Annotated in this window: 19 protein-coding genes and 1 pseudogene; 6 read left to right on the top strand and 14 right to left on the bottom strand. The window is 65.8% G+C overall.

The window, feature by feature from the left end; all coding sequences use genetic code 11:
* The first annotated feature begins 129 nt into the window (after positions 1-129).
* A complete protein-coding gene (locus tag ACVILH_RS17485) occupies positions 130-786 on the top strand; it encodes a TetR/AcrR family transcriptional regulator (RefSeq protein ID WP_456713995.1) in 657 nt (218 codons plus the stop codon).
* Between the two features lie 374 nt (positions 787-1,160).
* Here ACVILH_RS17485 and ACVILH_RS17480 read toward each other — a convergent pair whose 3' ends face one another.
* Entirely contained in the window at positions 1,161-1,883 is a 723-nt protein-coding gene (locus ACVILH_RS17480; protein ID WP_456713994.1) for a GntR family transcriptional regulator, read from the bottom strand.
* Positions 1,884-2,058: 175 nt separating this feature from the next.
* Between ACVILH_RS17480 and ACVILH_RS17475 the strand changes: the two genes are divergently transcribed.
* The 4 genes from ACVILH_RS17475 to ACVILH_RS17460 are packed head-to-tail and all read left to right on the top strand — an operon-like array spanning position 2,059 to position 6,718.
* Positions 2,059-2,952, top strand: a complete 894-nt coding sequence (locus tag ACVILH_RS17475; protein WP_456713993.1) for a VOC family protein — start codon at positions 2,059-2,061, stop codon at positions 2,950-2,952.
* Positions 2,953-2,975: 23 nt separating this feature from the next.
* Positions 2,976-4,499 carry a bifunctional 3-(3-hydroxy-phenyl)propionate/3-hydroxycinnamic acid hydroxylase MhpA gene (gene mhpA / locus ACVILH_RS17470; RefSeq protein WP_456713992.1) on the top strand — a complete coding sequence of 508 codons (1,524 nt, stop codon included), beginning with the start codon at positions 2,976-2,978 and terminating at the stop codon, positions 4,497-4,499.
* Positions 4,500-4,532: 33 nt separating this feature from the next.
* Positions 4,533-5,852, top strand: coding sequence for an MFS transporter (locus ACVILH_RS17465; protein WP_456713991.1), 1,320 nt, complete (start codon positions 4,533-4,535; stop codon positions 5,850-5,852).
* Between the two features lie 14 nt (positions 5,853-5,866).
* The gene (locus tag ACVILH_RS17460) at positions 5,867-6,718 is read left to right on the top strand and encodes a fumarylacetoacetate hydrolase family protein (protein ID WP_456713990.1); all 852 of its coding nucleotides are present in this window, start codon (positions 5,867-5,869) and stop codon (positions 6,716-6,718) included.
* Between the two features lie 250 nt (positions 6,719-6,968).
* Here ACVILH_RS17460 and ACVILH_RS17455 read toward each other — a convergent pair.
* The 11 genes and pseudogenes from ACVILH_RS17455 to ACVILH_RS17405 form a co-directional block, all read right to left on the bottom strand.
* Positions 6,969-8,126: pseudogene (locus tag ACVILH_RS17455) on the bottom strand (helix-turn-helix domain-containing protein); the annotation flags it as partial.
* Positions 8,127-8,554: 428 nt separating this feature from the next.
* Entirely contained in the window at positions 8,555-10,135 is a 1,581-nt protein-coding gene (locus tag ACVILH_RS17450; RefSeq protein ID WP_456713989.1) for a DHA2 family efflux MFS transporter permease subunit, read from the bottom strand.
* Positions 10,136-10,145: 10 nt separating this feature from the next.
* Positions 10,146-11,414, bottom strand: coding sequence for an HlyD family secretion protein (locus ACVILH_RS17445; RefSeq protein ID WP_456713988.1), 1,269 nt, complete (start codon positions 11,412-11,414; stop codon positions 10,146-10,148).
* Between the two features lie 173 nt (positions 11,415-11,587).
* Positions 11,588-12,277: a YoaK family protein gene (locus ACVILH_RS17440; protein WP_456713987.1), complete on the bottom strand. Its 690-nt coding sequence runs from the start codon at positions 12,275-12,277 to the stop codon at positions 11,588-11,590.
* A 19-nt stretch (positions 12,278-12,296) separates the two neighbouring features.
* Positions 12,297-13,649, bottom strand: a complete 1,353-nt coding sequence (locus ACVILH_RS17435) for an alginate export family protein (protein WP_456713986.1) — start codon at positions 13,647-13,649, stop codon at positions 12,297-12,299.
* Between the two features lie 61 nt (positions 13,650-13,710).
* The gene (locus ACVILH_RS17430) at positions 13,711-14,601 is read right to left on the bottom strand and encodes a glyoxalase (protein WP_456713985.1); all 891 of its coding nucleotides are present in this window, start codon (positions 14,599-14,601) and stop codon (positions 13,711-13,713) included.
* Between the two features lie 27 nt (positions 14,602-14,628).
* Positions 14,629-15,054, bottom strand: coding sequence for a DoxX family protein (locus tag ACVILH_RS17425; RefSeq protein ID WP_456713984.1), 426 nt, complete (start codon positions 15,052-15,054; stop codon positions 14,629-14,631).
* Complete coding sequence (locus ACVILH_RS17420) at positions 15,054-16,931, bottom strand: amidohydrolase (protein ID WP_456713983.1); 1,878 nt, start codon at positions 16,929-16,931, stop codon at positions 15,054-15,056. Before ACVILH_RS17420 ends, ACVILH_RS17425 begins: the two co-directional genes overlap by 1 nt.
* Entirely contained in the window at positions 16,928-17,215 is a 288-nt protein-coding gene (locus tag ACVILH_RS17415) for a XapX domain-containing protein (RefSeq protein WP_456713982.1), read from the bottom strand. The genes ACVILH_RS17420 and ACVILH_RS17415 overlap by 4 nt, the downstream gene beginning before the upstream one ends.
* A 12-nt stretch (positions 17,216-17,227) precedes the next feature.
* Positions 17,228-17,872, bottom strand: a complete 645-nt coding sequence (locus ACVILH_RS17410; protein WP_257170450.1) for a hydrolase — start codon at positions 17,870-17,872, stop codon at positions 17,228-17,230.
* A 36-nt stretch (positions 17,873-17,908) separates the two neighbouring features.
* Positions 17,909-18,733 (bottom strand): alpha/beta fold hydrolase, encoded by an 825-nt coding sequence (locus ACVILH_RS17405; RefSeq protein ID WP_456713981.1) that lies wholly within the window; start codon positions 18,731-18,733, stop codon positions 17,909-17,911.
* Positions 18,734-18,894: 161 nt separating this feature from the next.
* Here ACVILH_RS17405 and ACVILH_RS17400 point away from each other — a divergent pair, with 161 nt between their 5' ends.
* Positions 18,895-19,944 (top strand): AraC family transcriptional regulator, encoded by a 1,050-nt coding sequence (locus tag ACVILH_RS17400; RefSeq protein ID WP_456713980.1) that lies wholly within the window; start codon positions 18,895-18,897, stop codon positions 19,942-19,944.
* Positions 19,945-19,958: 14 nt separating this feature from the next.
* Here ACVILH_RS17400 and ACVILH_RS17395 read toward each other — a convergent pair whose 3' ends face one another.
* On the bottom strand, positions 19,959-20,417 hold the full coding sequence (locus ACVILH_RS17395) for a nuclear transport factor 2 family protein (protein ID WP_456713979.1): 459 nt from the start codon (positions 20,415-20,417) through the stop codon (positions 19,959-19,961).
* Positions 20,418-20,564: 147 nt separating this feature from the next.
* Positions 20,565-21,365, bottom strand: a complete 801-nt coding sequence (gene thiD / locus ACVILH_RS17390; protein ID WP_456713978.1) for a bifunctional hydroxymethylpyrimidine kinase/phosphomethylpyrimidine kinase — start codon at positions 21,363-21,365, stop codon at positions 20,565-20,567.
* Positions 21,366-21,383: the final 18 nt, after the last annotated feature.

Here is a 21,383-nt window from a genome sequence, read left to right as displayed (position 1 = left end):
CCCGGACGCAAGCCGATATTCCGGACCTCGATTGAACCGGTAGCCGCCGGGTTGATTGATCAATGACGGCCGCTGTGCCAAACAGGCGGAACCCCGAGAGGAGCACGACAGAAGGCGATGGCGGAACGGATGACGGCTTCCAAGACGGCGCGCGGCAAGGTCGGGCGTCCCTCGCTCGAACGCGCCGGCGAGGTCGAGGAGCGCATCCTGGCCGCCGCCAAGACGGTGTTCCTCGCCCAGGGCTTCGAGGGGGCGAGCGTCGACGAGATCGCGCAGACGGCGCGCGCCGGCAAGCCGACAATCTATGCGCGCTTCCCCAGCAAGGCCGCGCTGTTTGCCGCAGTGATCTGCCGCCAGGCGGCGAACAACACGCAGTACGAAAACCTGGTGCCGCAGGGCCGCAGCTTCCGCGCCCGCCTCGTGAATCTGGCGCTGACGCTGATCGAGCGCGCCTTCGTCGACGAGACCATCGGCCTGATGCGCACCGCGATCGCCGAGAACCCGCGCTTCCCCGAGCTGACGCTCGAGATCCAGGACTCCGCGCGCCAGCGCGCCACGCGCAACGTTGGTCATGTGCTGGCTGAACTGGCGCGCGCGGAAGGGCTCTATGGCAAGGGCGCCTTCGCGGCCGACAGGATCGAGGAGACCGCGAAGATCTTCATCGATCTCGTCGTGTTCTCGATGTTGTTCCGCGCCCTGCTCGGCGAGGACATGCGCGCGCTGAAGAAGGAAGCCCAGGCCTTCGTGGAAGGGCGCGTCGACTTCTTCCTGTCGGCGGCGACGTGAGCTCCTGTTAGTACTTGATGTCATTTTGCGGAATCGCATGTGGCAACTTCGCGCACGTCCCCTGTTCCGCAGCGTGCAACTCGGAGGTCAGCCCCGCTGTCACCCTCCCCTGGAGGGGGAGGGTCGGCTCATAGGCGCGAAGCGCGTATGAGCCGGGGTGGGGTGATCTCTCCACTCGCACCGGTTTCCATGGCTTCACCCCACCCCGCTCGCCCGCTTCGCGTGCGATCGACCCTCCCCCTCCAGGGGAGGGTGAGACTGAGATCGCGGCGCCCAGTTATCGTCATCATCGGCAGTTGCCGAGCATCGCGCAGAGCAGCCGGAGCCCCGTCGCAATCGTCTATGAGAGCATCATGCGCTCAGGCGATATCACATCATCGTCCAGTCCCCGCCTTCGCCTTCAGCTCCGGGAAGATCGTCTCGTCCTGCAGGATCACGTCGGCCGTGCGTTGATAATGCGCGGTCAGCAGCGCGACGGCGCCGTCGACATCGGCGTTCAGCACCGCCTGCACGAGTGCGGCGTGCTCGTCGCCGACGGCGCGTGAGGGGAACGCCTTGCGGATCGAGAGCCGGCGGTAGCGATAGAGCTGGTCGGCGAGCTGGCTGCAAAACGTGATTAGGGATTGCGAGCCGCAATTCGAGATCAGGACGCGGTGATAGACGCGGTGCAGCCGCTCCCACTCCGGATTGTCCTCGAAGGTGGTGGCGCTGAGCGAGCGCGGCGCGCGGCTGAGCCGGTGCTGCGCCAGCACCAGCTGCTCCTCCCATTGCGGCGTCGCCGCCTTCATCGACTCCCGCAACGCCAGCGCCTCGACCCAGCAGCGCGTCTTGGTGAGCTCGGCGAGCTCGGCGCGGCTGATGTCCTTGACGTAGAAGCCGCGCTGCTCGCGCACCTCGACCAGCCCGTCGGCCGTGAGGCGGTTGAGCGCCTCGCGCAGCGGCGTCTGCCCGGTCTGATAGGTCTCGGTCAGGAAGCGCATCTGCAGCTTGCGCGATGGCGCCAGCCGCCCGGACAGCAGGTCCTCGCGCAGCCGGTCATACACATGGCTTGCCTGGGTCGAGGGGCCCTGCCCGTCGGCCTCGATCACCGCGTCCACGTTCGATCTCCCTCGGAATCGCCGCTCTTGTATAGAGCTTCGCTCCCGAACATAAAATTTATAAATTCTGATTGATTTCGATTTTTTATGTAATAAAAGAACTCAGCCGGCTTACCGGCTCGAGAACAAGAAACATCGCGCGCTCCCTCGAGAGATCGCGCCGGAGGACTCGCCCATGACCCGATTTCCGGTCACGGCTCTACGCAGCGTCGACCTCGGCACGCCAAATCTCGGCCTCTCCGAGGCGTTCTATCGCGACGTCTGGGGGCTGGAGCGGGTCGCCACGGCGGACGACGTCGTCTATCTCCGCGCCACAGGGACTGATCATCACGTCGTCGCGCTGCATCGGAGCGACCGCACCGAGTTGAAGGCGGTAACGTTCCGTCTCGCCGAAGCGAGTGATTTCGACGCCATCGCGCGCAACGCCATCCAGCAGGGCGCGACCTTGATCGCAGCCCCCGCGCCGAACGCGGCGCCCGACGGCGGCGTTGTCCTGAGCCTGTGCAGCCCCGAAGGCTGCGTGCTGCGCTTCGTGCACGGCGACGTCACGCACGAGGCGAGGCCATCGCGGCCGGAGCTTCCGGAGCGCCTCGCCCATGTCAATCTCAACAGCCGAGATGTCGATCGCACCGCTGCGTTCTACGAGAAGGCGCTCGGCTTCAAGCTGACGGATCGCTCGGCGGCCATGGCCTTCGTCCGCTGCAACAGCGATCACCACGCCGTGGTCATCGCCAGCGCCCAGGTGAACAGCCTCAACCACGTCGCCTTCCTGATGCCGACCTGGGAGGGCGTGATGCGCGGCGCCGGCCGCATGATCGATGCCGGCTATCCGATCGCCTGGGGCGTCGGCCGCCACGGGCCCGGCGACAACGTGTTCGCCTATTTCATCGATCCCGTCGGCACGGTGATCGAATACACCGCCGAGGTGCTGCAGGTCGACGACGACTACGTCGTGCGCGGGCCGGAGCATTGGGTCTGGCCGCCCGGCCGCACCGATCAATGGGGCATCGCGCCGCCGAAGGCCGATCACGTCAAGGCCGCGCAGCTCGCGGTCGACTTCGCCGCCTGATCCTATCAGCTACGAGCTTCGTCATGTCAGCAGAGCATTATCAGGTCATCATCGTCGGCTTCGGTCCGACCGGCGCCGTCATCGCGAGCCTGCTCGGCCGCGAAGGCATCTCCACGCTGGCGATCGACCGCGCCGTCGACATCTACGACAAGCCGCGTGCGATTGCGCTCGACCACGAGATCATGCGGCTGTTCGACAATCTCGGCATCGCCAGTGAGGTCAGCCGCTACGTCGCGCCGTTCCCGGCCTCGGAGCATTTCGGCGCGCAGGGCCAGTTGATCCGCCGCATCGACATGGTCGGCGAGCCCTACCCGCTCGGCTACACGCCGAGCATGGTGTTCACCCAGCCGCCGGTCGAGCAGGTGATGCGCGACCGCGTCGCGCGCTGTCCGTCGGTGACGGTCGAGCTCGGCACGACGCTGGTCGACATCCGGCAGGATGCGCAGCGCGCAACCGTCATTCTAAGCAGCGAAGACGGCAACACGCGCGAGGTCAGCGCCGACTACGTGATCGCCTGCGATGGCGCCTCCAGCACCGTGCGCCAGAAGCTCGGCATCCGCTTCGACGATCTCGACTTCGACGAGCCGTGGCTGGTGGTCGATATCAGCGTCAACGAGAGCGGGGCCGGCAAGCTGCCGAAGACCGCCGCTCAGTTCTGCAATCCGGCGCGGCCGACCACCTATATCATCGGTCCCGGAAACCACCGGCGCTTCGAGATCATGCTGCGTCCTGGCGAGGATCGCCATGCGATGGAGCGACCGGAGCAGGTGTGGCAATTGCTCTCGCCCTGGCTCTCCCCTGATGATGGCGAACTGTGGCGCGCGGCGAGCTATCGCTTCCACGCGCTGGTCGCGAGCCGGTGGCGGCAGGGCCGCGTGCTGCTCGCCGGCGATGCCGCGCACCAGCAGCCGCCGTTCATCGGCCAGGGCATGTGTCAGGGCCTGCGCGACGCCGCCAATCTCAGTTGGAAGCTCATCCGCGTGCTGCGGACGGAGTCGCCGGACAGGCTGCTCGACAGCTACGAGGCGGAGCGCAGCACCCATGTGCGCGAGCTCACCACCCGCATCAAGGCGATCGGCCGCGTCATCTGCGAGCAGGATCCGGTGGCTGCCGCGGCGCGCGATGAACGTATTCTCGCCGAGGGCGGCGGCGTGCCGCGCACCATCACCCGCCAGGAGATCGTACCGCCGCTCACGACAGGGTTGCTGGCGATGAAGGCGAATGCCGCCAACGGCACGCTGTTTCCGCAGCCCTGGATCATCCGCGATGGCAGGCGCGCGCTGCTCGACACGATCGCTGGCACGGGCTGGCGCCTCGTCCTCGACGGCTCCGCGCCGATCAACAGCGCGAACACGCCTGCCGAAATCATAACCATCACCATCGGCGGCAGCGGCCTGCACGAAGAGAGCGGCGTCGTCGCGCGCTGGTTCGAGCGTCACGGCTGCAGCGCCGCGCTGGTGCGGCCCGACCACTACGTCTACGGCGTCGCCAAGGACGCGCCTGAGCTCGCGGCTCTGCTGAGCGAGCTGAACGAACGACTGCACTAACGACAAAAACAATCAATCATACGGGGAAGCGCCATGACGACATCGACGGGAGCCATAACGGGATCTGCGGGAGGACGCGCCATCGCTGTCCTCATCATGCTGTTCCTGTTCCAGACCTTGAACTTCTTCGACAAGCTGGTGTTCGGCCTCTCGGCCGTGCCGATGATGAAGGAGCTCGGCTTGAGCCCCAAGGATTTCGGCCTGATCGGCAGCAGCTTCTTCCTTCTGTTCTCGCTGTCCGGCATGGCGGTGGGCATGTTCGTGGTCGGCCGCTTTCCCGTGAAGTGGCTGCTGCTGATCATGGCCGGCATCTGGTCGGCGACGCAACTGCCGATCTTCTTCTCAAGCTCCATTGCGGTGCTCGTGATCTGCCGCATCATCCTCGGCGCCGGCGAAGGCCCGGGCCTGCCGACCGCATTGCATGCCTGCTACAACTGGTTTCCGCAGGACAGGCGCAGCGTGCCGAGCGCGGTGGTGCTACAGGGGATCAGCGTCGGTCTTTTGGCCGGCGGCCCGATCCTGACCTATGTGATCGTCAACTACGGCTGGCGGACCGGTTTCCTGTTCTGCGGCCTGGTGGGCCTTGCTTGGATGATCGGCTGGTTCTTCGTCGGCGGCGAAGGTCCCTACTCGGCGCATGCGCCGGAGGCCGTCGCCAACGACAAGGCGTTGCCCGCGCGCGTGCTGTGGGGCGATGCGACGGTGATCGGTGTCATCATCATGTCGACCGCGTCCTACTGGATCGTCGGCATGTCCGCGACCTGGCTGCCGCCGTTCCTGCAGCTCGGCCTCGGCTACAAGCAGGTCGAGGTCGGCTGGATCATTTCGGGTATCTATCTGTTCCAGTCGCCCCTGCTGCTCGGCGGCTCCTGGCTGACGCAATTTCTGCAGCGTCGTGGCTTCAGCCTGCGCGCATGCCTCGGCCATGCCTCGGGGCTGGCGCTGCTCGCCGCCGGCTGCGCGCTGCTGCTTTCCATCGTCACCACGGGCCCGCTGCAACTCGCCTGCGTCGCCATCGCCTTCGCAGCGCCCAGCCTCACGACCATCTTCGGCCCCGTCGCGCTCGGCGCCATCGCGCCGGCCGTGCAGCGCGGCCGCCTGATCGTCGTGATCTACTCCGGCAACGCCGCCTCGGCGCTGATCTCGAATGCGCTCACCGGCTGGATCGTCGGTGAAGCCGGCGGCAACGCGCCGCTCGGCTACGCCCATGCCATGACCTTCACCGCCGGCGTGCTGATCGTCGGCGCCCTCTCCGCGTTTGCCCTGATCTTCCCGGAGCGCACCATTGCGCGCTTCGCGCGGACGGCGCAGGAACCAACCTCCCCCTCCGCCGTCGCGGCGGTCTCGACCTGACCAGAGGACATCCCATGAAATTTGCGAGCTTCACCATCAACAACGTCACATCCTGGGGACTGGTCGAAGGCGATGAAGTCGCCGATCTCGGCGCCGTCTTGCGCGACCGCTTTCCCGACTTGAAGTCGGCGATCGCTGCCGATGCGCTCAAGGAGGCGGCTGCCGGAGCCAGCGGCGCGACGCGGCATCCGCTCGCGGCGATCACCTTCCTGCCGGTCATTCCGAACCCGGACAAGATCCTGTGCATCGGCCTCAACTACGAGACCCATCGCAAGGAGACCGGCCGCTCGGAGGTCGAGAACCCCACGGTGTTCGGCCGCTTCGCCAACAGCCAGACCGGCCATCTCACGAACATCATCCGCCCGCGCGTCTCGACCGATCTCGATTTCGAGGGCGAGCTCGCCATCGTCATCGGCAAGCCCGGCCGCTACATCCCGCGCAGTGAGGCGTTCCAGCATATCGCCGGCTATGCCTGCTACAATGAGGGCAGCGTACGCGACTTCCAGCGCCATACGCATCAGTTCACGCCGGGCAAGAATTTTCCAGACACCGGCGCCTTCGGGCCGTGGCTCGTGACCGCAGACGAAATCGACGATCTCGGCCCGCTCAAGCTGCAGACGCGGCTCAATGGCGAGGTGGTGCAGGAGGCGACGATCAGCCAGATGATCTTCGATATCCCGCGCCAGATCGAATATTGCTCGTCCTTCACCCGGCTCGAGCCCGGCGACGTCATCGCCACCGGCACCCCCGGCGGCGTCGGCTCCCGCCGGACGCCGCCGCTGTGGATGAAGCCGGGAGACGTGGTGGAGGTGGAGATCGACAAGATCGGACTGCTGCGGAATGGGATTGCGGACGAGGTGGTGTGAGCACGCCTTGTAGGGTGGGCAAAGCAGCCATCTCAGGCGGCACGCCCCCAATGGTAGCCCTCGCTCTGCACTCACAGGGCCACCCAGCGACCTGTTAGATATGAGCAACCGGGGACATAGGTGACAGATCTGACCGACGACATAGTTGACACAATTCTCGTTTTGTTCAGATCTTCAATTGTTGTGGTTTTTGCTGCGTTTGCCGCTGTGGACCCTGTGGGCAACGCGTAGCGTTGTCCACAAGTCCACGGCGCTTTCGCTTCGGCGGCCTGAGCAGGTGCTTCTTTGGATCGATGGTACCGAGCAGGACGGGTCCATAGCTCACAGTCCAGCCCGTCTCGGTTTCCAAGAGGCCGACCGGCTCACCCGCGAGCGCCTGGTTGATGTAGATCGTTTCGCCGCCCCACCTGATCTCGCCATTGTGGCGAACACGCCGGACATCCCTGTCCGCTTCGTATTCGGGTGAGCGCAGCACGCCATGATAGGCGCGCGGCGAGGGACGATAGCGCTCGGCTGGCGTTGCGTTGTCGAGAGCCTCGTGCGGCCGTTCTTCGTTGAAGATGCGCTGGAAGCTCTGAAAGCGCTTGATCTGCTCGCGCAACGTTCGGGCCGGCGGCTTCGCGGTGTCCTGCAACAACGTCAGGTGCATACGTTCGTGGCGGCCGTTCTGCTGCGGCTTGCCGGGCGTGATGCGCTCCGGTGTGACGCCGGCCTTGATCAGCTTCACCGATAGCCGCGACAACCCGCCCGCACCCTGTGATGCGAAGGGTGCGCCATTGTCCGATCGCATCCGCAGCGGCAGGCCAAATTCGCGGAATGCCGCATCCAGCACGGGCCAGACATGCTCACCGTCGGTACGCTGCAACGGCAGGCACCGCAGCAGACAGCGGCTCTCTGCGTCCGTCAGCGTGAGCGGTTCGCAACGGGTGCCATCCGCAGTCAGAAACCAGCCCTTGAAGTCGATGCACCAGACATCGTTGGCTTGCTCGCAATCGGCAAATGGAAAGCTCGAAGGAGGGCTGCGGCGACGAATCTTCCGCTTCACCGTGAGACCCTCGCGGTCAAACAGCGCTCCGATCGTGCTGGCCGCGGGCCATGTCGTGCTGGGCCGCTTCCGCTTGAGAAAGGCGCGTACCTTCGCTGGTCCCCAGGTCGGATGAGCCCGTCGGACTTCGAGGCAGAGCTCGGCGATCTTCCCCGAGATTGCTTGGGGGTGATGCAAAGGCGCTCGGGACCTGTCGAACAGACCCTCCAAACCCTCCTCCTGGTAGCGGTGCCACCACTTGTAGCCCTGCTGCCGGCTGATCCCGAACTCCCGACAGAGTGCCGCAAACGACTTCTCTCCCGCTTCAACTGCCAACACAAAACGCATCCGTTCGTCCACAGCGCAGGTTTCCTTCCAGCCCATCGGCAAGTCCTCCTGCCGATCACCTCAACCTGTCACCCATGTCGTCGGTTTGTTCTGTCACCTATGTAGCCGGTTTGGACCAGATACAGTGCCCTCTCCCCTTGCGGGAGAGGGCAGCGCCGGCCCATCCAGGCACGCGGTTGGGTGAGGGGTATCTTTCCGCGAGCGACACTCTTGGAGACATACCCCTCACCCAACCGAGCTTGCAGCACGTTCCTACATGCCCTCTCCCGCAAGGGGAGAGGGCGCATTCATAGGCACCGGCCTCGTCATGTAGTCGTATAGGGTGGGCAAGGCAGCCGCCGTCAGGCGGCGGCGTGCCCACCGTGCATCCGCGTGCGCGGAAAGCATGGTGGGCACGGCGCCATGGCCATTGGCAATTGCCGACAAAGCACGGCTGCGCCTTTGCCCACCCTACGCGCCGTCGCTCAATGCGCCATCGCCGGACCGCCGCCGAGCTTGACCTTGCGCAAGGTCAGCGCGAGCGGAATGGCTGACAGCGAGATCAGCATCAGCGCCCAATACACATCGACATACGCCAGCAGCGACGACTGCGCCTGGACGGTCTGGCCGATCCAGGCCAGCGCCTGCTGTTTCGCCTGCACCATCGAGCTGCCGTGGGAGGCGAAGTAGTTGGTCACCTGGTTCAGCGTATCCTGATAGGCCGGGTTCGACGGGATGGTGCTCTCGACCAGTCGGTTCTGGTGGAACTGGCCGCGATGCGCCAGGATGTTGGCGGCCAAGGACACGCCGATCGAGCCGCCGGTGTTGCGCGCGGCGTTGATCAGCGCGGAGGCCTGGTCGGTTCTTTCAGGGGGAATGCCGTTGTAGGACGCGGTCGTGATCGACAGGAAGATCAGCGGCAGGCCGATGCCGATCAGCATGCGGGATTCCGCGAAGAACCAGAAGTCGACATTGGCGTAGACCCGCGTCAAATCGTACATCGCAAACGCCACGACCGCGGCGCCCGTCATGATCATGTATTTCGGCTGCACCTTACCGGAGAGCCGTCCGACCACGAACATCATGGCCATCGTGACCAGGCCGCCCGGCGACAGCACGAGGCCGGCCCAGGTGGCGGTGTAGCCGAAATCCTGCTGCACCATCTGCGGCAGCATCTGCGTGGTGCCGAGCAGGATCGCGCCGGTGGCCAGCATCACCAGGAAGCAGGCGCCAAACTGCCGCGACGCCAGCATGCGGACATCCACCGTCGGGTTCTTCTGATTCATCTCCCAAGGGATCATAGCGATGAAGGCGGTCGCGCAGACCGCGGCGGTGATCATGATGAAGCGCGAGTCGAACCAGTCGTCCTCCAGGCCGCGATCGAGCATCAGCTCGAGCGCGCCGAGGAAGGTCGCGACCAGCACGAAGCCTATGACGTCGAAGCCATGCGCCTGCTTGCGCCGCTCCTCGGTGACCTCCTGCGGCTCCTTGAGGATCACCCAGATCAGCAGCATCGCGGCAACGCCGACCGGGCCGTTGATCAGGAAGCACCAGTGCCAGGAGGCATTGTCCGAGAGATAGCCGCCGAGCGTCGGACCGACCACCGGCGCGACGACGACGGCGACGCCGAACAGCGCGAACGCCTGGCCGCGCTTTTCCGGCGGAAAGGAGTCGGCGAGGATCGACTGCGCCACCGGCACCATGCCGCCGCCGCCGAGCCCTTGCAGGATGCGGAACAGCAACAGCACCTGGAGGTTCCAGGCGAAGCCGCACAGCACCGAGCTCAAGGTGAACAGGCCGAGGCACATGATGAAGAAGGTCTTGCGACCCAAGCGCTTGGCGAGATAGCTCGACGCCGTCAGGATGATCGCGTTGGAGACGAGATACGTCGTCACCACCCAGGAGGATTCGTCCTGGCTGACGCCCATGCCGCCCGCAATGTAGGGCAGCGCGACGTTGGCGATGGTGGTGTCGAGCACCTCCATGAAGGTCGCCAGCGCCACCAGCACCGCGATGATCCACGGACTGCCGGCGCGCGGCGCGGAGAGAGCAGCAGCCTCGCTCATGACGGACCTCTTACAGCACGGCCTTCAGCCGCTCATAGAGCGACGGCCTGGGATCGACGCGCACCTTCGGCACCACCGACATGCCCGGTCCCAGCGCAACGTCGGTCGGCGGATCGTCCATCTCGATCTTCACAGGCACGCGCTGCACGATCTTGACGTAGTTGCCGGTCGCGTTCTGCGGCGGCAGCAGCGAGAATGCCGGACCCGAGCCGGACTGCACGCTGGCGACATGACCGCGCAGCTCGCGCTCCGGATAGGCATCGATCTCCAAAGTCACCGGCTGGCCGGGACGCATCTGATCGAGCTGGGTCTCCTTGAAATTGGCGGTCACCCAGACCTCGTCGGGCACGAACATCGACAGCGCGGTGCCTTGGGCCGCGAACTGTCCATCGGCGGCGCTAAGATTGACCACGCGGCCCGGCTGCGCCGCGGTCACCGTCGTATAGGACAGATTGAGCTGCGCCTGGTCGCGTTGCGCCTGAGCCTGGGCAAGATTGGCGTCGGCGCTCTCGCGCTGGGCCTTGAGCGATTCCAGCTGCCGCTGCGCGACCTGCAGGTTGGCCTGCGCCGAGGTCAGCGCGGCCTTGGCCTGCTGGAGCTGCGACGTATATTGCTGCTCGCTCTGCACGGTGCCGGAGCCGGTGCGGGCGAGCTGCTGGTAGCGGTCGGCCTGCTGCTGGGCGAAAGTCAGCCCCGCCTGGGACTGCTCGACCTGCGCCTGGCCCGCCGTGATCTGTGCCTGCTGAACCGCGATCTGGGCGTCGATGTTGTGGATCGCCGCCTCAGCGGACCTCACCTGCGCCTCGGCCTGCGCCAGCGCCGTCTTGTAGTCGCGATCGTCGATGCGCGCGATCACGTCGCCGGCCTTGACGTGCTGGTTGTCGGTGACCGGAACCGCGGTGATGTAGCCCGAAACTTTGGGCGCGATCGAGAACTGGCGGGCGGCGATGAAGGCGTCGTCGGTGCTCTCGAAATGGCTCGCCGCATCGTAATACACGTAGCCGCCAGCGGCGGCGGCGAGCAGCAGAACGAGCCCGAGCGCCGCGCCGACAGGATGACGCCGCAGCAGCCCTCTGCGCGGCTTTTCGCCCTGCTCACTTTGTTCCTCGTTCGCAGGAGCTGGCTCATCCGGCCGCTCCGTTTCGCGATCGGCCTCGCGGCGGAGCTCCTTGACGGCGTCGCCGCGCCACTGCTTCAGCGCGCGCTCGCGCGCCGGGACGGTCTGGTCGGCAGGCTTGGACGGGGGTGGGGACTCGGTGGTGGACGACTGCACAGCCATACGGCTCTCCGAAACGAACGAAACTGTTTCGTTCTAAAATGGGCAAAGGGTTCTGAACAGGCAAGCCTTTAAGGCCCTCTTCGGATCGATAACTTTTCGTGAGCCCGACCTAAAATTTCCGTCATCTGATCGTGGGCACGACCGGGCCGCCCGTCACGCCGGGATGTGCTGAATTAGCGCGTCGGCTGCGGACCAGCCATGCGCGCGATGAGGGTCAGCGCAGCGACAATCGGCGGGATCACAAAGCACCAGTTGCCGAGCCTGACGAACAGCAGCGCGGCCGCGCCGCAGCCGAGCGCGAAGGCGGCGACGTTGATGGCCATCTGCGCGAGGCGCGCCGGTGGCGGCGCCTGGCCCTTGTCGCCGACATAGATCTTGTCGGCGAGATCGATCATCACCTGTGTGGTGGTGCCGGTCATCAGCGTCGAGGGCGGCGACGTCGGCAGATGGATACGATGCACGGCGTTCTGGATCGCCATCGCCGCGACCAGCACCATGCCGGTGAGGATCGCCTCCTGGCTGTCGCCATTGTGGAACGGGCCGAAATGGATCGCGAGCGCGGCGCCGAGCACGAGCAGGACCAGCTTGACCGCAATCAGCACCTCGAAGGCGCGGGACCATCTGCGCGACAGCAAGGTCCCTATCAGCCGCGTCGCGATCACGACCACGCAGAACACCGGCAGCGCCAGCAGCTTGGCGACCGCGCCGGAGGTCCCAAGCGCTAGCGCCGCGCCGAAGGTCACGAAGTTGCCGGTGACATGCGCGGTGAACAGGCCTTGCAGCGCCAGGAAGCCGGCAGTGTCGACATAGCCGGCATTGACGCTGAGCAGCAGCGGGACGATGCGCGAGTCGGTGGTCGCCATGGAATTCTGCCTTCGTTGGTCAGAGCGCGTATTTCAGCTCGATGCCGATGTAGTTCGAATCGTGGCCGCCGGCGCGGCGCAGCGTCTCGCCGATGTCATAGTGCACGGCTTCGAGGGCGCCGGTGAGGTTGGCGTTGAAGCGATAGTCGACGCGGAGCTGCGCATAGACGCCGGACCAGAGGCTGCCCTGCCCGGCCGTGCCGGCCACCGCGACATTGGGCTGGACGTAGATCGCATCCGCCGTCGTCGCGCGCCATTGCAGGCCGATCGCGGCCATGAACGACAGCGCGGCGGTGGGCTTCACGGTCAGTGACGGCTTGAGATGGATCAGGTTGGTGTAGCCGGTAAAGCCGGCCAGCGAGAAATAGTAGCCGTTCGGGAACAGCGGATTGAAGGTCTCGATCCGGTCGTCGCCGCGATGGCGGTCGCCGGAGGCGCCGTCGATCTGCAGGCCGATGCGCGGCTGCCAGGCGACATCAGCGAACGTATAGCCGGCGCGGGCGCCTGCGCCCCAGGCGCGGATCTGCTTGGCGCCGACCGAGCCCGCCTGTCCCATCGCCTCGAGATCCCAGTCGAAGCCTTTGAGCTTGCCGGCGAAGCGGATGTCGAGGACGTGGCGCTGTTCGAGACCCGATGCATCGAGAAAGCGCGCATTGTCGCGCTGGTAGTAGGAGTAATACGCGGACAGTTCGTTAGTGCCGAGCACCTGGCGCTCAACCCGGAAGGTGTGGAACAGGAACTTGCCGTTGGACGCATCGTCGAACGGACGCACCAGATTGTACTGCACGGGCTGGCTGACGAAGCCGATGAAGCGCCAGGGACCGCTCTCCCAATCGCCCCACAGCGCATCGAAGGATTGCCGCACATTCGGACCGTCGCGCGACGAGACGAAGCGCTGCAAGTCGAAGTCGAAATCCTGCCGCCCGACGCGGGCCTTGAACGTGCCCTGCTCGGTGGCGTTGACGTAGGCCAGGAAGGCCAGCCGCAGATCGAGCGGGTTCTGGTCGACGGAGGTGACGCTGGCCTTGCCGAAGGCTCTGATGTCCTCGAGCTGCACGAACGCCTGCCAGTGTTCGTCGAAATGCGCGTCGGCATGGATCTGCAGGCGCTGCAGGACGTGAGAATCCGGCTTGGCGCCGCCGATGCCGAAGCTCGCCGCATCCAGGCTCTCGAACCGCTCGCGCAGGGTCATGCCGAACGAGACGTAGCTCTGCGGCACGCCGGCTTGCAACGGGATGTACTTGATCGGGTCGAACGGCTGCGTGCGCAGCGCCGGATTGGCGAGGGCGGACCAGTCCTCCTGCCAGCGGTTGGTGCGGATGGCGGGACGGTCGTCCTCGGCGACCGCGAGGCCGCACGATGTTGCGACCATCGCAACGGCTGCCGCCGTCCTCGTCCATGCCCGAGCGCTTCCCACGCGCGTCCCCATCCGGCTACTTTACCAGCGCGTGGATCTCCGCGACATAGCCGCCGGGAAATTGCACCAGCGCCTGCTCGCGCCTGTCGGCGGTGAAGGGCTCGACCAGCACGGTCGCGCCCGCGCCCTTGGCCTTGTCGAGCGTGGCCTTGAGATCGGCGACCTCATAGCCGGTCATCTCGCGGCCGAACGGATACGGCAGATGGCCGTCGGTCACGAGCACGGTCATGCGGCCGAACACCGACTCGATGCGGATGCGCCGGTAGTGATCGTTCGGGCGGCCGATCTCGACGCCGGGCGCCTTGGCCTCGTCGGAGACGACCTTGCCGTCCGCAAAGCGCAGGAAGGCGCGTGTGAACGCCTCGACGCGATCCGGCGAGACATAGACGCGATTCTCCGGAACGGTCTCGAACGCCGCATAGGACGGCTTGGTCGTGTGCCAGTAGAGCTGCATGTTGACGCCGCCCGGCCATTGAATCACGGCATCACGGCCGATCGGATCGGGGAACGGCGCGACGACGACATCGGCGCCGGCGGCCTTGGCCGCCTTGATCGCCGCGTCCATGTCGGTGACGAGATAGCCGGTGCGCTCGGCCCCGAACGGATAAGGAATCGGCGTCTTGAAGCCGAACAGCGACACCGTGCCGACCGGCGTCTGCAACAGTTGCGAGGTCGTGCTGCTCGGCGTCGGCGTCACCGTCGCGACCACCTGCTTGGTGCTCTGGCCGCCGAAGGTGGCGAGGAAGCTCGTCACGAACGTCTCGACGTCGTCGGGCGCGACATAGACGTGGGTCGTGTCGTATTGCGCGCCGACGCCAATCAGCGGCGCGGTGTCCTTGGCGAATGCGGGAGCGGCGAGCAGCGTGGTGGCGACGAGTGCGCCGACGAGATGACGGGAGCGGATCATGACAACCTCAGACAAAGAGAAACCGGATCAGGCGCGCCGCGCGCGCCAGGACATGATGGAGACGAGCACGAGGCCTGCGATCAGGCCGAGATGCTCGAAGAAGGAATTGAGCGCCATGAACCGGTCATGGCCCTCCATGTGCCAGAAGTCGTTGGCGGTGAGCATGGCGACTGATGTCAGCACGCCGAGCGCGCCGGCGCCGAGCCAGACGAAGCGGTTGATAACGACGAGCAGCGAGCCGATCAGCTCGACGACAATCGCGGCCACGGCCCAGAGCGCAGCCGGCTGCAGGCCGAAATGGGCCTGCTCGGCGATGGCGCCGGAGAAGTCCGTGAGCTTCTGGACGCCGCCGATCAGATAGGCCGAGACCAGCGCGAACCGCGCCGCCGGCCAGAGCCATGGCCAATCGAGCACCGCTGCGATCGGCCGTGGCGTATCGGACAATGCCGCCATCACACCGCCCAGCAGGCGCAGCCGAGCGCGCCCCAGAAGCTCTTGAGGTCGGACACCGGCAGCTGGCTCGACCAGGACCGCGCGTGATCGTGGCCGTGCACGCCGCAAGCGTTGGCGCAGCCGCACATCTGCATCGCCTGGGCACGGACCGCGCCGGTGTCGTCCTTCGCAAGCCACGCGCCGTAACCGCCGAAGCGGCGCACGGGGGACCAGTCCGGCATCGCCGGCGGCGGCACGGCTTCGTCGAGTGTCTTGAAGTCGGACGCCGCGTAGACGACGCGGCCGCCGACCATGGTGAGGTGGCTGGTGATGTCGGCGATCTCGGCCTCCGCGCAGGAGAAGAAGTCGCGATCCGGCACGATCAGGTCGGCGAACTGCCCGACCTCGATGCGGCCCTTCCGGCCCTCCTCATTGGAGAACCAGGTCACGTTCTCGGTCCACATCCGCAACGCCGTCTCGCGATCGAGGCAGTTGCGCTGCGGGTACAGCCGCAGGCCGCCGACGGTGCGGCCGGTCACCAGCCACCCCAGCGAGACCCAGGGATTGTAGGACGCCACGCGCGTCGCATCGGTGCCGGCGGAGACCTTGACGCCCTTGTCGAGGATCTTCTTCACCGGCGGCGTCGCCTCGGCCGCGCCATAGCCGTAGCGCTCGACGAAATATTCGCCCTGATAGGCCATTCGGTGCTGCACGGCGATGCCGCCGCCGAGCGCCGCGATGCGGTCGATCGACTGGTCCGAGATGGTCTCGGCATGATCGAAGAACCAGTTGATGCCGTCGAGCGGTGTATCCTGGTTGACCTTCTCGAACACGTCGAGCGCGCGCGAGATGGTCTCATCATAGGTCGCGTGCAGCCGCCACGGCCATTTGTTCTGCACGAGGATGCGCACGACCTCCTCGAGCTCGCCTTCCATCTCGGCCGGCATGTCCGGCCGCGGCACGCGAAAGTCCTCGAAATCGGCGGCCGAGAACACCAGCATCTCGCCGGCGCCGTTGTGGCGGAAATAGTCGTTGCCCTGCTTGTAGGACGAGCTCTGCGTCCAGCGCAGGAAGTCGTCCTTCTCGCCCTTCGGCTTCTGCGTGAACAGATTGTAGGCGAGCCGGATCGTGAGCTGGCCGTCATCGGACAGCTTCTGGATCACGGCATAGTCGTCGGGATAGTTCTGGAAGCCGCCACCGGCATCGATCGCGCCGGTGACGCCGAGCCGGTTCAGCTCGCGCATGAAGTGGCGGGTGGAGTTGAGCTGATAGTCGAACGGCAGCTTTGGCCCCTTGGCGAGCGTCGCATAGAGGATCGCGGCGTTCGGCTTGGCCAGCAGCAGCCCCGTGGGATTGCCTTTGATATCGCGAACGATCTCGCCGCCGGGCGGCTGCGGCGTCTCCTTGTCGTAGCCGACGGCGCGCAGCGCGGCGCCGTTGAGGATGGCGCGATCGTAGAGATGCAGCAGGAAAACGGGGGTATCCGGCGCCACCGCATTGAGCTCGTCGATCGTCGGCAGCCGCTTCTCGGCGAACTGATGCTCGGTGAAGCCGCCGACGACGCGGACCCATTGCGGCGGCGGGGTGATCGCGACCTGCGCCTTCAGCATCGCCATGGCATCAGCCAGCGAGCGCACGCCGTCCCAGCGCAGCTCCATGTTGAAATTGAGCCCGCCGCGGATGATGTGCAGGTGATTGTCGATCAGCCCCGGCAGCACGCGGCGGCCCTTGAGATCGACGATCTTCGTCTGCGGACCGGCGAGCTTCATGACGTCCTGCTCGTGGCCGACGGCCGTGAACACGCCGTCCTTGATCGCGACCGCATTCGCCTGGGGATTGGAGCGGTCGAGCGTCGTGAACAGGCCACGATGCAGGATGAGATCGGGATGGTCGCTCATGAGGCCTTCTCGTCTGGCGCAGCGTGAGGGGTGGTGTCCGCCCGGCCGTGATGGCCGGGCAGCAGGCCGAAGATGTGCGAGGCGCAGGCCGCTTTCTGCCAGGCCGCAGCAATGCTGCTGCCGGTCAGGAGCTGCCTGCCCATCGGGATCACCTGCTCTCCGACGAGGATGCCGAGCAGGCCGACCAGCGCCACCAGAGGCGGCGCCGGCGAGCGGACCTGAAGCAGGCTGTAGATCACGCCGACCAACAGCCCTGCCCCGAGCGAGAGCAGATAGATCTTCATGCGATGCTCCGATTACTTCGCGCCGCCTTCGGAAGCGTGCTCGCCGAGCGCCCATTTCGAGAAGCGGATCTGGATGCCGTAGGGCGAGTGGGCTTTCAGGATCTCCATCATGCCGTCATAGGTCTCGGCGCGCGCCCAGTCCTGCTGCAGCTCGAAGGCGAACTGGCACGAGGTGATCGGCACCGCGCCGGCCTGCACGGCGCGATCCATCGCCCTGTTATGCGCTTCGAGCGAGAGGTCGCCGCAGGCATCGGCCGGGATGTAGATCTCATAGCCCTCGCGCAGCATGTCGAGCGTGGGGAACAGCACGCAGGCCTCGGTCCAGAGGCCCGCGATGATGAACTTCTTGCGGCCGGTGGCGGCGACCTGCTTGCGGAAGCCGGCATCGAGCCAGGAGTTCATCGCCGTGCGGTCGACGATGTCGTGCTCCGGGAAGAGATCGGTGATCTCCGGCATGAACGGGCCGGAGAACGAATCCTTGGCGACCGTGGTGATCACCGTCGGCAGCTTGAACAGCTTGGCCGCCTTGGCGACGATCTGGATGTTGTTGAACACGCCGAGACGGTCGTGCGACTGCACGCCCTGGTACATCGCCGGCTGATAGTCGATGAGGGCGACGGCGCAGTTCTGCGGCGTCAGCATTTCGAGCTTGGACATGGAGATCTCCGTGAAAGATATGTGACGCACGGGGCGTCAGCCCTTGATGAAGGCCAAGAGGTCGGCGTTGATGGTGGCGGCCTCGGTGGTCGGCATGCCGTGCGGAAAACCCTTGTAGGTCTTCAACGTGCCGTTCCTGAGCAGCTTGGCCGACAGCGGCGCGGAGTCGGCGTAAGGCACGATCTGATCGTCCTCGCTGTGCATCACCAGCACCGGCAAGGAGATCTTCTTCAGATCCTCGGTGAAGTCGGTCTGCGAGAACGCCACCACGCCATCGTAATGCGCCTTGGCGCTGCCCATCATGCCCTGCCGCCACCAGTTCTGGATGACAGCCTCGGACGGCTTGGCGCCGGGCCTGTTGAAGCCGTAGAACGGGCCAGCGGCGATCTCGCGGTAGAACTCGGCACGGCGAGTCGCGGTCTGGGTCTGGAAGTCGTCGAACACCGACTTGGGCAGGCCGCCGGGATTGGCCGCCGTCTGCACCATCAAGGGCGGCACGGCGGCGATGATCGCGGCCTTGGCCGCGCGGCTCTCGCCGTGACGCGCGAGATAGTGCACGACCTCGCCGCCGCCGGTGGAATGGCCGACATGGACCGCGTCCTTGAGGTCGAGATGCGCGGTCAGCGCCGCGAGATCGTCGGCATAATGGTCCATGTCGTGGCCGTCGGAGACCTGGGCCGAGCGGCCATGGCCGCGGCGGTCATGGGCGATGACGCGGAAGCCTTGATTGAGGAAGAACATCAACTGCGCATCCCAATCATCCGACGACAGCGGCCAGCCATGGCTGAACACGATGGGCTGACCGGAGCCCCAATCCTTGTAGTAGATCTCTGTGCCATCGTTGGTTTTGAGAACGGGCATGATTGTCTCCTGCGCCAGCCGCGCGACCGCTCCGACGAATTTCGTATCGCGATCGCCAATGTCAGGTGCTATGCAGTCTCGTGTGCACCTGCACAATGATCCGAGGATGCCAAAGCACTGGCTCCAGAAGGCCAGGGACGAGCCAGGGGTAAGCCAAGGGGATGGCGCAGCAGATCAGATCGACATCGTCAGCCTGGATGCGGGGCGTCGCGAGCACATTCGATGAGCAAGGCCTCGATGCAGCGGCGCTGTTCGCCGAGGTCGGCCTGTCGATCAAGGATCTCGAGGATTGCGATCACCGCTGGCCCACGGAGGCGTTGAGCCGGCTATGGGTGCTGGCGGCCGAACGCTCGGGCAATCCCGATATCGGCCTCGTCAATGTCGCAGCGCCACGCCCGCATAATTATGGGGTCGCGGGCTATGCGATGATGTCGAGCCCGGATCTGCAGACCGGGCTGATGCGCCTGATCCGCTACATGTGCCTGGTCAGCGACGCCGTCGCGATCACGCTGGAGGATGGCGAGGGCGGCCGCTGGGTGCGCACCGACGTCTATGGCGGCGAATGCCCGATCCCGCGGCAGCGCTACGACTACGGCATCATCAATCTGCTGAATCTGTGCCGCTGGATGCTCGACCGCCCGCTGACGCCGCTCGCGGCGCGCTTCACGCATGCCGTGCCGCTGTCGATCGCGGCCTACAACAAGGCGTTCCAGTCACCGCTCGAATTCGATGCCCCGTTCAACGGCTTCCTGGTGTCGCATGAGGATCTTGCCTGCAAGCTGACGACCGCGGCGCCCGAGCTGATGCCGATCCATGATCGCATCGCCGACGAGGCGCTGGAGCGACTGGTCAAGACCGACACCGCCTATCGCGCTCGGAGCGCGATCGCCAAGCTTCTTCCTGACGGCAGCCCGTTGCGCTCGGCGATCGCGGCTGCGCTGGGCCTCAGCGATCGCACCTTTCAGCGCCGGCTGGCCGAGGAAGGCCTGTCCTTCAGCGACCTCGTCGACGACACACGGCGGGAGCTTGCCCAGCGCCATCTCGCCGATCCACGCCTGTCATTGACCGACATCGGCTATCTGCTCGGCTATGCCGACCAGAGCACGTTCTTCCGCGCCTCGAACCGCTGGTTTGGCGAGTCGCCGGGCGAGTATCGGGCGCGCATCGGCAACGGACATCCGCGCGAGGTCGAAGCCGCCCACGAGAAGTGAGCGGCGCCGCCGCTTCACAACATGCCGTTGCTGTTGGCCGACTGCTCCGGGATCGGCTGCACCGAATCCCAATGCTCTTCGATCTTGCCGTCCTTCAGGCGGAAGATGTCGACGATCGCACTGCCGCGGGTGCCGGGCTCGCGAACGCCATGCACGCGCAGGATGACGAAGTCGCCATCGACCAGCACCTTCGTGATCTCGCTGTGAGATTGGGGAAACTTCGCCTTCAGGAATTCGATGAACTTGCGGAAGCCCTCCGGGCCATCCTCGGCGCTCGGGTTGTGCTGGATGTATTTGCCGAGATATTTCGAGGCGGCCGCAAAGTCTTTCCGGTTGAGACCCTGCTCATAGAAGTCGAGCACGATCTGCTTGTTGCGCTCCTCCTCGGCCGTGTAAGCGCGCTCCGCCAGCGCCGGCGTCGCAACGATGCCGGCGAGCGTAACAGCCAGAGCCGCGACGATACCTATCCTCATCAGTCATCCCCCTGAACCCAAGTCCTCATCAGTCATCCCCCTGAACCCAAGCGCCGTCCGTGATCATCGGCGGCCCATCTCCACGTAGCATGATCAATTGCTATCACGCGGATCGACCGCAGCCCGAGGTCTCAAAACCGTGTGACCTCAATAGAACCGATAGAGATGATGCACCGGCCCGTGGCCATGCCCGACCGTGAACCGATCGGCCGCCGCGATCGCACCGGAGATGAAGGCCTTGGCGTTGCGCACGGCCCTCTCTAGGCCTTCGCCCTTGGCCAAGCCGGCGGCGACCGCCGACGACAGCGAGCAGCCAGTGCCGTGCGTGTTCTTGGTGGCCACCCGCGGCGCCGGGAGCGCGATAGAGGTCGCTGAGGTGATCAGGTAATCGGTGCTCTCGACGCCCTGCCCGTGGCCGCCCTTGATCAGCACGGCCGGACAGCCGAGCGCGAGCAGGCGCCGGCCCTGCGCGGCGATCGCCTCATCGGTATCAGCAATCGGCTCGCCGAGCAGCGCGGCCGCCTCCGGCAGGTTGGGCGTGATCAGCGCGGCCTGCGGGATGAGCCGGCTGCGCAGCGCCTCGATCGCGTCCTCCGGCAGCAGCCGCGCCCCGGAGGTCGCGACCATCACCGGATCGAGCACCACTTGCTGAGGCTTCCAGCGGGCCAGGCTCGCCGCGATCGCCTCGGCGATCGGCGCCTGCGCGACCATGCCGATCTTGACCGCACCGACCGCGAGATCGTCGAACACGGCGTCGATCTGGGCGGTGACGAATTCGGGCGGCACCAGGTGCACCCCGGTCACGCCGGTCGTGTTCTGCGCGGTCAGCGCCGTCAGCACCGAAGCGCCGTAGACGGACAGCGCGGCAAAGGTCTTCAGGTCGGCCTGGATGCCGGCTCCGCCGGAGGAATCCGAGCCGGCGATGGTGAGTGCGACAGGGGTGCTCATCCCCCTCTCCTAGCGCGG

Source organism: Bradyrhizobium sp. USDA 4353, from assembly GCF_054063215.1.
The sequence above is the reverse complement of the archived record's forward strand: the minus strand, read 5'-3'. Positions and strand labels throughout refer to the sequence as shown.

Excerpts from the sequence above, each read along its gene's own strand:
- ACVILH_RS17485 (WP_456713995.1), top strand. The coding sequence starts at position 130 with ATGACGGCTTCCAAGACGGCGCGCGGCAAGGTCGGGCGTCCCTCGCTC.
- ACVILH_RS17475 (WP_456713993.1), top strand. The coding sequence starts at position 2,059 with ATGACCCGATTTCCGGTCACGGCTCTACGCAGCGTCGACCTCGGCACG.
- mhpA (WP_456713992.1), top strand. The coding sequence starts at position 2,976 with ATGTCAGCAGAGCATTATCAGGTCATCATCGTCGGCTTCGGTCCGACC.
- ACVILH_RS17465 (WP_456713991.1), top strand. The coding sequence starts at position 4,533 with ATGACGACATCGACGGGAGCCATAACGGGATCTGCGGGAGGACGCGCC.
- ACVILH_RS17460 (WP_456713990.1), top strand. The coding sequence starts at position 5,867 with ATGAAATTTGCGAGCTTCACCATCAACAACGTCACATCCTGGGGACTG.
- ACVILH_RS17450 (WP_456713989.1), bottom strand. The coding sequence starts at position 10,135 with ATGAGCGAGGCTGCTGCTCTCTCCGCGCCGCGCGCCGGCAGTCCGTGG.
- ACVILH_RS17445 (WP_456713988.1), bottom strand. The coding sequence starts at position 11,414 with ATGGCTGTGCAGTCGTCCACCACCGAGTCCCCACCCCCGTCCAAGCCT.
- ACVILH_RS17440 (WP_456713987.1), bottom strand. The coding sequence starts at position 12,277 with ATGGCGACCACCGACTCGCGCATCGTCCCGCTGCTGCTCAGCGTCAAT.
- ACVILH_RS17435 (WP_456713986.1), bottom strand. The coding sequence starts at position 13,649 with ATGGTCGCAACATCGTGCGGCCTCGCGGTCGCCGAGGACGACCGTCCC.
- ACVILH_RS17430 (WP_456713985.1), bottom strand. The coding sequence starts at position 14,601 with ATGATCCGCTCCCGTCATCTCGTCGGCGCACTCGTCGCCACCACGCTG.
- ACVILH_RS17425 (WP_456713984.1), bottom strand. The coding sequence starts at position 15,054 with ATGGCGGCATTGTCCGATACGCCACGGCCGATCGCAGCGGTGCTCGAT.
- ACVILH_RS17420 (WP_456713983.1), bottom strand. The coding sequence starts at position 16,931 with ATGAGCGACCATCCCGATCTCATCCTGCATCGTGGCCTGTTCACGACG.
- ACVILH_RS17415 (WP_456713982.1), bottom strand. The coding sequence starts at position 17,215 with ATGAAGATCTATCTGCTCTCGCTCGGGGCAGGGCTGTTGGTCGGCGTG.
- ACVILH_RS17410 (WP_257170450.1), bottom strand. The coding sequence starts at position 17,872 with ATGTCCAAGCTCGAAATGCTGACGCCGCAGAACTGCGCCGTCGCCCTC.
- ACVILH_RS17405 (WP_456713981.1), bottom strand. The coding sequence starts at position 18,733 with ATGCCCGTTCTCAAAACCAACGATGGCACAGAGATCTACTACAAGGAT.
- ACVILH_RS17400 (WP_456713980.1), top strand. The coding sequence starts at position 18,895 with ATGGCGCAGCAGATCAGATCGACATCGTCAGCCTGGATGCGGGGCGTC.
- ACVILH_RS17395 (WP_456713979.1), bottom strand. The coding sequence starts at position 20,417 with ATGAGGATAGGTATCGTCGCGGCTCTGGCTGTTACGCTCGCCGGCATC.
- thiD (WP_456713978.1), bottom strand. The coding sequence starts at position 21,365 with ATGAGCACCCCTGTCGCACTCACCATCGCCGGCTCGGATTCCTCCGGC.